Here is a 14,230-nt window from a genome sequence, read left to right on the forward strand (position 1 = left end):
CCGGACGGGCGCGAGTTCGCCCTCGTTTTGCGCGTCGATTTCTCGGACACGCCGGGCGTGAGGTCGCGCGCCCAGCTCGACGGCTACCTGTTCGGCGAGGGGGTCTCGTTGGCGTCCTACTTCGCCGAGGTCTCCTACGGGAAGATGACCGTGTCGGGCGGGCCCGGTGGCGGGAGTTACCCGCGCCGCGACGCCTGGTATCGCATGCCGAAGATGATGGGGTACTACGGTGAGGGGCGGATCTTCGTCGAGCGTTATCAGGAGCTCGTGAAACACGCCTGCGACGCCGCTGACGCCGATGTGGACTTCCGCGACTACGACCGAGACGGCGACGGCATCCTGGACCACCTGATCCTGCTCCACGCGGGCAACGACGAAGCATCCAGCGGCGTTCCAGCGGACATCTGGTCGATCCTCGTGCCGGATGTCGGGAGAGCGTGGGACGGCGTGCGTGTGGATACGACCGTCGTCATCGGCGAGGAGCCGTCGTTCAAGTCTCCGCATCTGGGCGTCTGGTTCCACGAGTTCCTCCACGATTTCGGTACGCCGGAGACCTACGTCGTCGGCACGCTCATCACGGATCACGATCAGCAGTGGTGCATCATGGGGTTGTTCGGACCCTACCAGGGAAACGGGCCCGCCCGCGACGGCACGCAACCTTCGCACCTATGCGGCTATCTGAAGTGGGACCTCGACGGCATCCCCGAGAACGGACGCCACGGCTGGGTGACTCCCATCGAGCTGGACGACAACACGATCGGCTTGCAGGTTCCCGCGTTCTCCGCGCCGGAGGGGCATGATCCGCTCTACAAGGTGAACCTGCCCGGCACGCGCGGCAAAGAGTTCTTCCTGATCGAGAACCGCACAAAGCGCGGCGGCAGTTACGATCAGGATATCCCGGACGAGGGGTTGATCATCTGGCATGTCGATGAGTCCGTCGAGCGCCCGACGCTCTCCGTCGCGCGGCGGCTGTGGGTGGAGGACCCGTCGGACCCGATCCATCGGAACCTGACGACCGCCATCACGGCGGGAGCCGCCTACTCGGCGGAGGACAGCCAGACGTCCTTCACGCCTTCCACGAACCCCAACACGAACACCAACGGCGGCGCGGCGACGGGCATCTCGATCCTGAACATCGGGCCCAGCGGGCCCCGGATGACGCTCGACCTGTTCTTCGGAGACACCTACGAACCGAACGACACGGCTGCCGAGGCGTACCCCATCGTCTACGGTCAGCGCTACGACTCGTTCCTGTACGACGCGGACGACTTCGCGGACGTCTACCGACTGACCGTCGCGGCGGGCGACCGCGTGCGGATCGCCATCGCCCATGCGGGGTCGGCGAGATCGCTTCGCGCGGAGCTTCACGACGCGCGCGGTGTCGCGGCGCAGGGGCGCATGGTTCGCGCCACGGGGGACGCCCGCGAGTCGGTCGAGCTCCTCTATCGCGCGCTGTCGGACGGTTCCCTCGATCTCGTCGTGACGCCCGGCACGGGAGCCAGCCTGCCGATTGCCTATACGATCACGGTGGATCGCGACACGGAGGCGTTCGGCACGCCGCCGCGATTCGTCCAGGCGATGGCGGCGCCGAATCCCGCGCGGTACGGCGAGCCGCTCCGGTTCCGAGCCGCCTTCGCGCATCCCGGACTGGATCGCCTGCGGGTCGAGCTGTTCGATACCAGCGGGCAGCGGATCGCCGTCCGCGACATGGACCGGACCGATGCCGGCGACCTGGACATCGTCTTCGAGGGCGGAACCCGACCAGCGCCGGGCGTGTACTACGCGCTCTTCACAGCGGAGCAGTCGGGGCAGGTTTCCAAGCGGCTCGTCAAGTTCGCCGTCGAGTGATCGGAGCGTGAGATGACCGAATACCGAACGAAGGGCGAAACCCTCGTCAAGATTTGGGTTCCCGACATCGCCCAGGTCGAGGCGCAGTCGCTCCGGCAGCTCGACTCGATGGGGAACCTGCCCTTCATCTTCGACCATATCGCCGTGATGCCGGATGTGCACCTCGGCAAGGGGGCGGTCGTCGGAAGCGTCGTCCCGGCGCGGGACGCCGTCGTGCCGAACATCGTCGGCGTGGACATCGGCTGCGGGATCAGCGCGTTCCAGACGGGCATCTCGCGCGAAGTCGTGCAGGAGGCATCGCCCGACGGCTCGCCGCGAGGCTTCTGGAAGCGCTGGGAGAACCAGGTCAGCCGCGACGTGCCCACGGGGTTCCACCAGCACAAGAGCCCTCGCGAGTGGCACGGGCTGAACACGACGCTCCGCGCCGCGCCGCTGCGCCACTTCATGGACGACAAGGTTCCCCTGCAGCTCGGGACCCTCGGCGGCGGTAACCACTTCATCGAAGCGCAGTACGACGAGTCGGACGGCGTTTGGTTCATGGTGCACTCCGGGTCACGGCACACGGGGCTGCAGATCGCGGAGCACTACGACCGGATCGCGGCGACGACGCTGGGGAAGTCCAAGACGGACTATCCGGCGAACCTTGCTTATCTCCGCGCCGACGGCGACGGGTTCGACGACTACCTCCACGACATGGAATGGGCGGTGAGCTTCGCGCTGGAGAACCGCTGGCTCATGCTGGAACGCGCGGTGAGCCAGTTCGTCGAGATGGTCGGCGGCGCGGGCAAGCCCGACGTCCGGGCGAAGGGGATCAACATCCACCACAACTTCGCGCGGGTGGAGGAGCACGGCGGTCGGCGGGTCGTCGTCCATCGGAAGGGCGCGACATCGGCGCGCAAGGGCGAGGTCGGGATCGTCCCCGGCTCGATGGGAACCGAGTCCTACATCGTCCGAGGCAAGGGAAGCGCCGAGAGCTTCGAGTCGTGCTCCCACGGCGCGGGGAGGGTCATGTCGCGCACGCGCGCCCGGAAAACCATCGCGCAGAAGGACTACGAGCGCGCCCTCTCCGACACGTTCACGAAGCCGTCAGGCAGTTACATCGACGAAGCGCCGCAGTCCTACAAGGACGTGAGCGAGGTCATCCGCCACCAGACGGACCTGGTCGACGTGCTCCACCGTCTCAAGCCGATCATCACGATCAAGGGCGACTCGAAGGCAAGCATCGACTGATCCAGTGCATCTCCCGCCGGACGAACGCCCGCGCCGCATCTCCATCGGGCAGTTCGCCGTCGATTTGCGCTCGGAATGCCGCGTCCAGCACGCGCGAGAACGCAGGGCCCGGAACGTAGCCCATCGCGAGCAGGTCATCGCCCGTCACGAGCGGACGTGTCGCGCGGAAGGCGCGATGACGCTCCGCGAGCTCCGCGTGCGCTGCCTCATTGAACGCGACCCCGACGGCGAACAGGGCGGAATCGCTCAGCCTGCCTAGCAGATCGAACCAGGCGCTCGCAGGCGTGGGTTCCGCCAATGCGGCTGCGACGGGCTCGCGGGCGCGTCGCGCGAGTTCGGCGTCTTCCCGGACCGAGCGGTCGAGCATGAGCCAGCGACCGATCCGGTCCGACCGTTTTTCAGGCTGCCCAGCGAGCCAGGCGACGAGCGCGGCGTCCGACGGCGACTCCCCGCCGTACGCGCCCATCCTCTGCTCGACGACGCCAACCGGGACATCGGCGCAAGGCTCTGCCAGCAAGGGTAGAACGCCCATCTCGGCGAGACGCCCGAAACACGCGGCGAACCGGCTCTCGGCGAGCATTCGCGCCAGCTCATTGCGGACGCGCGCGCCGGTGAGCGTCGCCATCGCTCCTGACCCGACGACATCCCGTATCCATCCCTCGGTCCCCGGATCCACGCGGAACGCGAAGCGCTTCTCGAACCGGACGGCGCGAAAGACGCGCGTCGGATCGTCTCGGAAGCTTCCCGGATGGAGGGCGCGCACGGTTCCCGCCGTCAAGTCGTCCAGTCCGCCGACGAGGTCGATCACGCCGCCGAAGCTGTCCGGGGAGAGACGCATCGCCAGGGCGTTGATCGAGAAGTCGCGGCGACGCAGGTCCTCGTCAAGGGTTCCCGGCTCGACGACTGGCAGCGATCCCGGCGCGGGATAAGTCTCGCGCCGGGCCGTAGCGATATCGAGCTTCATGCCGCTCGACAGGCGGATGGACGCGGTTCCGAAGTCGGTGTGGGTCTGTTCCAGGGAGCCGCCGAGGGCGCGCGTCGCATCGCGGGCGAAGCGAACGCCGTCTCCGGCGACGGAGATGTCGAGGTCGAGGAGGGGTCGTCCGAGGAGGAGGTCGCGCAGGGGCCCTCCCACGAGGTAGGCATCGACGCCGCAGCGTCCCAGCAAGTGGATCGCCTCGAGCGCCTCTGGACTGAGGGCGCGTTCGAGCCGAGACGCGACGTTCACATCGGTTCCTAACCGCGCGGATGGAACTGGCGGTGCGCCTGCTTCAGGCGTTCCGGCTCGATCTTCGTGTAGACCTGGGTCGTCGTGATGTCGGCGTGTCCGAGGATCTCTTGCAGGGCGCGGAGGTCCATGCCGCGTTCGAGCAGGTGCGTTGCGAACGAATGCCGCATCGTGTGTGGAGAGACGTTCCGGCGGATGCCGACCTGCTGGACACGCTTCTTGATGAGCGTCCAGATGTGCTGGCGGCTCATCCGTTCTCCGGAGCGCGTCGGGAAGAGCCACTCGCTCTGATTCCCGTTCAGAAGACGCTCTCGACCTTCGCGCATCCACCGCCGCAGGGGCTCCAGCGCCCAATCGCCGATCGGGACCAGCCGCTGCTTGTTACCCTTGCCGATGCACTCGACATAGCCCACGTCCGCGTGAACGTCCTTGAGCCGGAGCCCCGTCAGTTCGGAGACGCGCATGCCCGTCGCGTAGAGGGTCTCCAAGATCGCGCGAAGTCGCTGCGTGTACATGTTGCCGCCGTCCGGGAAGGCGAGCAGCGCCCCGACCTCGTCTTTGGTGAGGACTTCGGGAAGGCGCGCCCAGGTCTTCATCGGCTCGACCTTGGTCGTCGGGTTCTCCGTCAGCAGTCCTTCGCCTTCGAGGAACCGGTAGAACGAGCGCAGGGCGTAGAGCCGCCGGCTCACCGTCTTGAGGCTGAGCCCGCGCCGCCGGAGCTGCTGGAGGTACTCCGAGACGTCGGGGTAGGTCGCGCTGACGTAGGAATCTCGTCCACGTTGGCGGAGGACTTCGGCGCACTCGCGCAGGTCGCGCCTGTAGGCGTCCATCGTGTGGGGCGACAGCCCTCGCTCGACGGATAGGTAGTCGAGGAACTGACCGATCTGGAGCTCGAACGGGTCCATTAGAACGTCTTTCCCGAATCCAAGAGCAGCGTTACGGGTCCGTCGTTGACGAGGGAGACCTCCATGTGCGCCTGGAACACGCCCGTCTCGACCGGCACGCCGCGTGCCCGCAGCGCCTCGACGAACGCCTCGTAGAGCCGGTTCGCGTCTTCCGGTCTGGCGGCGTCCGTGAAGCTGGGACGCCTGCCACGGCGGCAGTCGCCGAAGAGCGTGAACTGCGAGATGACCAGCGCGCTCCCTCCGACATCCAGCAGCGAGCGGTTCATACGGCTCTCGTCGTCCGGGAACACCCGAAGATGGGCGATCTTCTCCGCGAGATAGGCGATGTCCGCCTCGCCGTCGCCATCGGCGACGCCCAGCAGGACGACGAAGCCGAAGCCGATGGAGCTCTGCGTCTTGCCATCGACGACGACCGAAGCCTGAGAAACGCGCTGGATGACGGCTCGCATGGCGCGTCAGAAGAGCCCGCCGTCGACGGTCGGAGCCTGGGGCGCGATGGTCTCCGCGCGGGCTCCCACACGCGTCAGGGACAGGTAGACGCTCCCATGTAGGGAAGACGTGAGCTGAGCGACCGCCGTTGCGCCCAGGTAGTACTGGACGCCGACGCCCAGCACCTCTTTGGTCTTGGAGAAGGAGGACCCGGCGATGTCGCGGCGCGTCCGGTAGTCGGCGACGACGGACATCTGGTCGGGGATGATCGAGAACTCGCCTGCCGCGCCGTAGACGAGCTCGGTTCCCAGCTTCTGGGTCGCGACGATCCCCGCGGCGGCGTGCGCCCGCAGGTAGGGGCCGAACCGCTGGCTGGCGAGCAACGAGGCGGTTCCGCCGACGTCGAGGAACCCGCTGTCAGGCGTCGTGTCTTGGAACTCGCCGTGATCGTCCGCTGTGTACCCGAAGCGTCCGCCCACCTCTACCGCGACTGCCGGCAGACCGTCGCCGAGGTCCGGCTTGAGTTGGGAGCGCAGGTCGATGCCGAAGTCGAACACGGGCTGGTCGTAGACGCGCGTGTACCGCTGGATGTCGCTCCTGTAGTCGTCATCCGGCACGCCGTAGAAGTTGTCGATGCGCTTCTCGCTGGTACCGCTGCCGGTCGTGGCGGTCAGGTACAGGTCGGTGGCATCTCCGACGGCGAAACCCAGGCGCGCGGGCAGGAACGCTCCATCGCCGATGTACTGGGTCTGGCGCTCGATCTCGACGCCGCCGATGTTCATCTGGGCGCGCATCGCGGGTCTGCCGGGGCGCGGCAGTTGCCGGTCGTAGGGCACGAATCCGGCTCCGACGACGAATCCGCCTCTCCCAAGCGGATAGGCGGTCGAGTGCTGCCCGACGAAGGGCATGTCTGCCATCTCGGCGGCGGCGTGCAGGCTTGCCATCACGAACAGCGCCGTCGCGATGCGTCGAGCGAGTCGCGGGTGATGCGTCACGGTGCCCGTGCCTCTCTTCCTGCCGTTCCAGGTGCTGTTCCGGGTGCCGCTCCGGCGCTATTCCGGAGGGTATATCTGGTCGAAGTTGCCGTCGTCGCGGTTCGTGTTGTCAAACGCCGTGATGAAATACTCCGGGAGGAACGGCGAGGTCTCGACGACGGACGCCGTCACCTGGGATGGGTCTCCGACCGTCTTGCGGAGTCGCCAGGGCCCGTCGAACCGGCTGTAGATGTTGTAGCCGGAGATGTCGCGTTCGCGGGGTCGATCCCACCGGAAGTTAATCTGGATGCCGGCAGGGATCAGAGCCGCATCGACGATCCGCCATCGGAGCGCCGCCGGCGGGAGGTTGGGCACCTGAGCGCGGCGGCGCGTCGCCGGCGTGTCCTCGCTCTCGACGCCGAACTTATCGAGAACCGTGACCAGGTACTCCTTCGTCATCATGTCGCGCGCGTAGTCGGTGTCGATGTATTCCAGCGACGGTCCCTGCCCGGGCGCGTCGCCGATGATCGTCGCGGAGATCGGAATCTCCTTGATGAAATCGAGCTGCGGGGGCGTGCCGTCGGTCACGAGACGGGCGTACACCCGATACGCGACGGCATCTCCGGGCGGCGTGTAGTCCTGCCATGTGAGCCGGGCGACCAGGTCCGCCACGCTGATCCGCACATTCGGAGGCGGAGGCGCTTCGCTGGGGGAGACGCGGCTGGTGGGCCACACTCGGAGAGGAACCTCCTCCTTGGGTGGAGCCGCCGGATCGGGCGTCTCGGTTCCATCGGCGTCTACGACGGTCAGTCGGTAGAGATACGGCACGGGTCGACCGAAGCCGTCCACTTGATCGTTCAGGAGCCCCTTGCCTCCGTCGTCGTCCTTGACGGTGTAGAGATAGCCAGGCGTCTCGCGCTGGGTCTTGGAATCGATCTGCGCAGGTACGAACCGAACGAGCTCGAACGTCGATGCGGCATCTCCGGAGAAGCGCCGGTAGATGCGGTAGCCCATGACGTCCGCGACTCCTTGCGCCCGCCAGGAAAGGATGGCGGACCCATCGGCAGGACGAATCGACACGCCGGAGGGGGATCCGGCGGTGAACGGGTTCTCGCTGTCGAACGGGTTCCCGTATTCCGTCGTGTCCGAGCAAGACAGCTGCCCTGCGAGGGCAAGCGAACAGCACGCGAAGCCGAGGAGTCGTGTTGCCAATCGCATCGTCAGAGCCCCGTCGTCAGAACGGATGGTTCCACGCCAGGCGCACGGAGTCCCGGTCGGCGGAGGCGGTCATGGGCGGCGATTCGTCGGGGCGGAGCGCGGCGTAGGCGGTGAAGAGGACCCCGACCGCGATCATCCCGGCTCCTGAGCGCGACAATCCCTGACTGAGCCGCCGCTTCGACCGGTAATCGTCATGGAACCGGCGGATGTCCGCCTGTCGAGCCGTCAGGAGGTAGTCGTCATAGGTCGATTGCGACTGGGCGTCGGTCATGGCAGCGGCGAATCGCGCACCGACTCCGAGGACGAAGAGCGTCGCGCCGTAGACCCGCGACCGAGGAGCCGCATGCGCGGTGCGCGTTCCTCCTGCCCACAGCAAAGCGGCAATCGCAGCGACGGCGAGGCATCGAAGCGCGCGCAATCGAGCGGGCGGAAGCGGCGCTGAGCCGTCAGGCACGAGGCACTCCTTCCCGACGTCGGTTCGTCCGCTGCTCACGGGCAGCCTTGCTGGAACGTCGGATCAGCACCCACAGCAGAACCAAGAGGACGGCGATGCCCGCGCCGAGCGTGTCGGCGTACCAATCGACGAGGTCCGCTTTGCGCGACGGGATGAACGATTGGACCCATTCGCCGAAGGCTCCGTAGAGCGCCGCGAGCGCGAATGCCGCCAGACCGGACAACAGAGGCTGCCGGAGCACCGTTCCGAACGCCCACGTCGCCAGCAGAGCGAGCACGCCGAATGCAATCGCGTGCACCGTCTTGTCGGACATCCCACTGGGGATGGACGCGCTCTCCGTCAGCGCCCGGTACAGCACGTAGATGTACCCGAGCAGAAGCGACCATGAGACGACGAAGCGAAGCGCCCGCAGAAGAGGTGTCCTTCCACCCAGGCACGGGACTGCCACAAAAGTCTAGCTCTGCGGGCGGGGAGACTGCAACCTGACATGAGCACGCGGACGATCATTTCGCGGGCTGGGCTCGCCGGATGGCGAAGCCTGCGAACCTGATCCAGAAGGCGGGAATGATCGAGGGACAGCACTCGAGGCGACGGGCTACTTCGACCAGGAGTCCGCGATCTGGCTCTCGACGTCCACGGGAACCGTCTTGACGTAGTACTCGCCAGCGGCGCGCATCGTCGCCTCGACGAACTCCTGCGTCTCGTGGGCGATGGTCTCGGCGCACTCGACGACGATCTCGTCGTGGACCGTGTTAACGAGCTGCGCGTCGAGCTTCTTCTGGCGGAAGAGCAGGCGAAGCTGGTGGAGCGCCAGCTTGATCATGTCGGCGTTGGTGCCCTGGATCGGCGAGTTCTTGCCCTTGCGCTCGACGACGCCGCGCGCCTGACGGTCGCGTTCGACGCCTGCCACATCGAAGTACCGCCGCCTACCTCCGATGGTGACCGAGAATCCGCGCGAGATGGCGATGCGCGCGGACTCTTCCAGAAAGTCGCGAATGGACGGGAACGCGTCGAAGTACTTGTTGAGGAGCTCGCGGGCATCCTCCTCGCCGCATGAGAGCTGGATCGCCAAGCCCTTGGGCGACATGCCGTACGCCAAGCCGAAGTTGATCGCCTTGGCGGACTGGCGAAGATGGCTGTTCTGTTCCTTGTTGACCGGCACTCCGAACATCATCGTCGCGACGAAGGAATGGAGGTCTTCCGAGTTGCGGAAGGCTCTGAGGAACGCCGGGTCTTGGCTGAGATGCGCCAAAATGCGGAGCTCGCAGCCGCTGTAGTCCGCCGTGATGAGTTTCCTGCCCGGCGGGGCAATGAAGCAGGATCGGAACTCGGAGTCGGACGGGATGTTCTGCAGGTTCGGGTTTGTCGAGGACAGGCGACCGCTTTCGGCTCCGAGCTGTCTGAAGTCGCAGTGGATGCGGTTCGTCTTGGGGTGAACGTGCTCCAGGAAGGTCTCGCCGTAGGTCGAGACGATCTTCTGGTAGCCCCGATACTCGAGGATCATCTTGGCGACCGGATGGTCGATCGTCTCGATGACCTCCTTGCCCGTGCTGGGAATCCGCACGCCGAGGGCTTCGAGCGCCTCGCGGAGCTGCTGATCGCTGTCGTAGTTCATCGTCCGCGGGACATCGAAGAGCAGCAGTTCGCCGGATTGTTCGAAGTAAGGGAGGAACTGCTCGTCGAGCTGGGAGCGGACGCGTTCGGCGTCCTGCTGGGCGCGCTGCGCGATGGAGCGCCATCTGTCGCTGTCAATGAGGAATCCGGCGAGCTCGATGTCGGCGATGGCATTGACGGCGAGGCACTCGAGCTTGACGGTGTGTTCCAGCTTGGCGCGACGCACTTCGGGCATCTGCTTGTGCAGGATCTCCAGCGGGTAGATGACGTCGCGCCGGGCGTATTCGATCTGCGCCTCGCTGAAGTCGCCGGTATGTCCGATGAAGGATTCCTGCTCGACCTTAGAGATATCTTTCCCTGTATAGCGTTTGCTTACAGCCGCGAGTCCGTAGCCGCCTTCCGGCTTTCTACCATTCTGGAGCACCTGCTCGATGAGCATGGTATCGACCATGTTCTCCATGTCGATACGCCTCTGGGCGCTCAGCATCTTGTAGTCGAACTTGGCGTTATGGACGACCTTCGGCTTGTCGGATTCCAGCACCCTACGCAGAGGTTCCAGCGACGTCTTCCGCGCGTCGATGACGAACTGTTCCTGGAGGTTGCCGATCTGGAAGAGCAAGAGGTCGGAACTGAGCGGATCTAGCCCCGTCGTTTCGGTGTCTACGGCGATGACCGGCATCGCCTCGACGCGGGGAACGATCCTCTCGACTTCTTCGGGCGTGGTCAGGAGCATGGAACACCTCGGCGTGCCCGGGCGACGCCTGGGCGTCGCGTCATGTAGGGAGATCGGGATATCTCACGCGATGGGCGCAACGCACTCCTGAAGTGCATCGCCGGGCCGACGATCGGCACAGCGCCCGGATTCTGGCGTTCCGGGACAGGTCACGCTCATCCATTTTACCGCGCAGGGACGCCGTACGCAAGCGATGTTTCCGGCCGAGGCTGGTAGGATAAAATGCCGGTCGTGGCGCGGATTCAGGCGGATTGACGGGCTGACTGCGACTGTTCTTCGGACTCGACGAGTCGCCGCAGACGCTTCAGAACTTCGACTTCGATTTGGCGGACCCGCTCTCGGGTCATGTCGAACTCCTGCCCGATCTCGCGCAGTGTGTGCTCCTCGTGATTGTCCAGTCCGTAGCGCCGCAGGATCATCTGCCGCTCCTTCTCCGACAGGACGCGGAGCATCCGCTGAATGTCTTCCGACTGGATGATCTCGTAGAGCGGGTCTTCCTGAGGTCCGTGGTCGTCCCGGATGAAGTCGCGGAGTGGAGGCGAGTTCGGTGAATCGTCGATGGGCACTTCCAGCGAGAGGAGCTCCGACGGGATCGTCATGAGCTCGCGCACTTCGTCCTCGGTGAGGTCGAGCTCGTCGGCGATCTCCGCGACAGACGGGTCGCGTTCCAGGCTCTGCCGAAGAATCGACGTTGCCCGTTCCAGACGGGATACCTTGGCGACGACGTACGTCGGCAGGCGAATGACGCGCGAGTAGTTGTCCAATGCCCGCAGAACCGATTGGCGGATCCACCAGATCGCGTACGTGCTGAACTTGTATCCGAGGCGGTAGTCGAACTTCTCGACAGCGCGGAGGAGCCCGATGTTGCCCTCTTGGATCAGGTCCGCCAGGGGGACGTTGTACCCGCCGTATTTCGCCGCGATGCTGACGACCAGACGCAGGTTGCAGCGCACCAACTCATCGCGCGCGCTGGCGTCTCCGGCTTCGATCCGCTGGGCGAGATCGACCTCCTCCTGTTGAGTCAGGAGCCGCGTCTTGGTGATCGTGGACATCCACATGCGGAGAGCGTCGAAGCTGCCTTCGGGGGGATTCGTGCCGGCAGGCGCGCGCAGGGCGCTGCGAGGCGTCTCGCCGCCGTTCGAGGCTGCAGCGCGCTTGCCCGTGGTTCGTCGCTTCTCGGCTGCGTTCGGCATCTTCGGCGTGTCCGTCGTCGAGTTCTGCGCGAGTCTGTGCTGTGTCTAACGTCGAGCGGCGCAGAACCGTTCCGCCATCGCGGTTCCGCCTGCCGTCGCGAGCGGGTCGGGCGGGTCGAAGCGTTCGCGGGCAGGCTGCCAGGCGGACCCTGGGCTCAGGCTAGCGGTATCGCGCGGGGAGCTCTGCACACCGGCAGGAGTCGTGTCACGCCGCGACCGACGCCGCCAATCGGGAGCCGACCGTCTGGGCCCATAGGATCGTGAGCCAGACCCGCGATGTCAAGCCACGCGCTCGATTCCTGCTTCCGCGTCGCCACAGCGTCGTGTAAGATCGCCGCGACGGACACACTCGGAAGGAACGCCTGTGAAACCGCTCCGGTTCGGCATGGTGGGCTGCGGGCAGATCAGCGACCGCTTCTTCAAGATGGCGCAGGGCATCGAGGGAGCCGACTTCGTCGCGACCTGCGCCCGCCACCTGGAGAGCGCCCAGCGCAAGGGACTCGAATACGGCGTCGACGCCCACTTCGACAGCCACGAACGGATGATGGACGACGTGGAGCTCGACGGCGTGTTCGTCACGACGCCCCACTCCGTCCACGCCGAAGTCGCCCTCGCCGCGTTCGAGCGCGGACTCCACGTCCTCAACGAGAAGCCCATGGCGACCTCGCTGGACGACTGCCAGGCAATGGTCGATGGGGCTGACGCGGCGGGCGTCGTCTTCATGTCGCTCCCGTACGACGTGAGCTCGACGATGGTGACCGCCCAATCGCTGCTCAAGCCGGAGTACATCGGCAAGATCACGGGCGCCGAGGCGTGTCTGAACATCCCGGGTCCCCCGCGCGACAACTGGTACTACCAACGAGCCATCTCCCACGGCGGCGCGATGCTCGACACGCTCGTCTACCCCGCCAGCCGGGTCGTGAGCCTGATCGGCGGAGCCCGGCGCGTGACGGGACTGGTCGGGAACCTGATCCCCAACCGCATCGTCGCCGACGGGAAGCGCATCCGCTCCGACGTGGACGATGTCGTCACGCTCGTGGCGGAGTACGAGCACGGGCAGCACGCCGTCATCCAGAGCCTATGGGCGACCTCCTACGGCGAGAACTCGACGGCGGTCTATGGACGCGAGGGAACCGTCGTCCTCGCGCCGGACGGACGGGTCATCCTCCAGCGGCGCGACGGAACCTGTCCCATTCCCGACGCGAAGCCAACCGAATGGCGCGGATGGAGCGGATGCTTCGAGATACCGCGCAGCTCCGTGTCCGAGAACATGACCCAGCACTTCGTCCGGTGCATCCGCGAGGGGGTCGAGCCGACCTGCTCCGGCAAGCGCATCCTTCACGTCCACGAGATCATGTTCCACGGCTATGAGTCCGCCGAGACCGGCGCGACGCTCGACTTGACGACTCCCTACGAGCCCTGGCACGACCTCGACCCCCGGCTCTTCGACACGCGGAGCGAGCACATCTAGCCGATGGTCAGCGTAATGTCCGTGGGTTCGACCCCCTCCCTAACCCTCCCCCGCTTCGCAAGGGAGGGGATGATTGCCTTCCCCCTTCCGAAAGGGGAAGGTCAGGATGGGGGTTCGGTACCCAGAGCTTCGTCATGACCGACCCCTGAGCGGAGGCATCCCATGGGCTACGGCGTGGCATTCGCGGCGGCGCTGGTGGGCTTGCTCGTCGTCACGCGCACGGCATCCGCGTCGGAACACCGGATGGGGCCCCTGCGCGTCCACCCGACGAACCCGCGCTACTTCGCCGACGGCGACGGGAACGCCGTCTACCTGACCGGCTCCCACACCTGGTCGAACCTCAAAGACCTCGGCGTGACCGATCCGCCGGAGCCCTTCGACTTCGGCGGCTATCTCGACTTCCTCGCCGCGATGGATCACAACTTCATCCGGCTCTGGACGTGGGAGCTCTCCAAGTACCGCTACACGACGGACGGGCTCTTTCTCTACGCGGCTCCATTTCCTTGGCAGCGCACGGGACCCGGGCTTGCCCTCGACGGCAAGCCGAAGTTTGACCTGACGCGGCTGGACGATGCCTACTTCGAGCGGCTTCGCGCGCGCGTCGCCGCAGCCCGTGAGCGCGGCATCTACGTCGCCGTCATGCTCTTCGAGGGTCACGGCGTCCAGCAGTCGACGCCGCCCTGGCGCTGGGACGGGCATCCCTTCCATCCCGCGAACAACGTCAACGGCATCGACGGCGACCCGAACGCCGACGGGCGCGGAACCGAAGTCCACACGCTCGAGGTTCCCGCCATCACGCGGGTCCAAGAGGCGTACGTCCGGCGCGTCGTCGAAGCCGTCAACGAGTACGACAACGTCCTCTACGAGATCACCAACGAGGCGGGGCCCTACTCGACGGACTGGCAGTACCACGTGATCCGCTTCGTCAAGGAG

13 protein-coding genes are annotated in these 14,230 nt (G+C 66.1%); 4 read left to right on the plus strand and 9 right to left on the minus strand.

The genetic code is table 11. From position 1 onward, the window contains the following. Together FJZ36_14065 and FJZ36_14070 are read left to right on the plus strand one after the other, a co-directional pair. Positions 1-1,848, plus strand: a 1,848-nt coding sequence (locus FJZ36_14065) for a M6 family metalloprotease domain-containing protein (protein MBM3216029.1), incomplete at its 5' end; no start/stop codon positions are given. A 12-nt stretch (positions 1,849-1,860) separates the two neighbouring features. Further along, positions 1,861-3,078 carry an RtcB family protein gene (locus tag FJZ36_14070; GenBank protein MBM3216030.1) on the plus strand — a complete coding sequence of 406 codons (1,218 nt, stop codon included), beginning with the start codon at positions 1,861-1,863 and terminating at the stop codon, positions 3,076-3,078. Here FJZ36_14070 and FJZ36_14075 read toward each other — a convergent pair. From FJZ36_14075 to FJZ36_14115, 9 genes are all read right to left on the minus strand, one after another. Then, a complete protein-coding gene (locus FJZ36_14075; protein MBM3216031.1) occupies positions 3,047-4,306 on the minus strand; it encodes a CCA tRNA nucleotidyltransferase in 1,260 nt (419 codons plus the stop codon). The two genes, FJZ36_14070 and FJZ36_14075, sit on opposite strands and share 32 nt — an antisense overlap. An 8-nt stretch (positions 4,307-4,314) precedes the next feature. Then, the gene (gene xerD / locus FJZ36_14080; protein MBM3216032.1) at positions 4,315-5,211 is read right to left on the minus strand and encodes a site-specific tyrosine recombinase XerD; all 897 of its coding nucleotides are present in this window, start codon (positions 5,209-5,211) and stop codon (positions 4,315-4,317) included. Further along, the gene (locus FJZ36_14085) at positions 5,211-5,660 is read right to left on the minus strand and encodes a D-tyrosyl-tRNA(Tyr) deacylase (protein ID MBM3216033.1); all 450 of its coding nucleotides are present in this window, start codon (positions 5,658-5,660) and stop codon (positions 5,211-5,213) included. Before FJZ36_14085 ends, xerD begins: the two co-directional genes overlap by 1 nt. Before the next feature lie 6 nt (positions 5,661-5,666). Then, positions 5,667-6,635, minus strand: coding sequence for a hypothetical protein (locus tag FJZ36_14090; GenBank protein MBM3216034.1), 969 nt, complete (start codon positions 6,633-6,635; stop codon positions 5,667-5,669). Positions 6,636-6,692: 57 nt separating this feature from the next. Then, a complete protein-coding gene (locus tag FJZ36_14095; protein ID MBM3216035.1) occupies positions 6,693-7,832 on the minus strand; it encodes a hypothetical protein in 1,140 nt (379 codons plus the stop codon). Positions 7,833-7,848: 16 nt separating this feature from the next. Further along, entirely contained in the window at positions 7,849-8,286 is a 438-nt protein-coding gene (locus FJZ36_14100; protein MBM3216036.1) for a hypothetical protein, read from the minus strand. Continuing rightward, the gene (locus FJZ36_14105; GenBank protein ID MBM3216037.1) at positions 8,279-8,734 is read right to left on the minus strand and encodes a hypothetical protein; all 456 of its coding nucleotides are present in this window, start codon (positions 8,732-8,734) and stop codon (positions 8,279-8,281) included. The genes FJZ36_14100 and FJZ36_14105 overlap by 8 nt, the downstream gene beginning before the upstream one ends. A 147-nt stretch (positions 8,735-8,881) precedes the next feature. Then, positions 8,882-10,633, minus strand: coding sequence for a hypothetical protein (locus FJZ36_14110; GenBank protein ID MBM3216038.1), 1,752 nt, complete (start codon positions 10,631-10,633; stop codon positions 8,882-8,884). A gap of 242 nt (positions 10,634-10,875) precedes the next feature. Then, positions 10,876-11,826, minus strand: coding sequence for an RNA polymerase sigma factor RpoD/SigA (locus FJZ36_14115; protein MBM3216039.1), 951 nt, complete (start codon positions 11,824-11,826; stop codon positions 10,876-10,878). A 364-nt stretch (positions 11,827-12,190) separates the two neighbouring features. Between FJZ36_14115 and FJZ36_14120 the strand changes: the two genes are divergently transcribed. Both FJZ36_14120 and FJZ36_14125 read left to right on the plus strand, forming a co-directional pair. Continuing rightward, positions 12,191-13,297 (plus strand): Gfo/Idh/MocA family oxidoreductase, encoded by a 1,107-nt coding sequence (locus FJZ36_14120; protein MBM3216040.1) that lies wholly within the window; start codon positions 12,191-12,193, stop codon positions 13,295-13,297. A 162-nt stretch (positions 13,298-13,459) separates the two neighbouring features. Continuing rightward, the coding region (locus tag FJZ36_14125) for a hypothetical protein (protein ID MBM3216041.1) at positions 13,460-14,230 on the plus strand (771 nt) is incomplete at its 3' end.

The sequence above is a fragment of the Candidatus Poribacteria bacterium genome (genome assembly GCA_016866785.1).
GTDB lineage: Bacteria > Poribacteria > WGA-4E.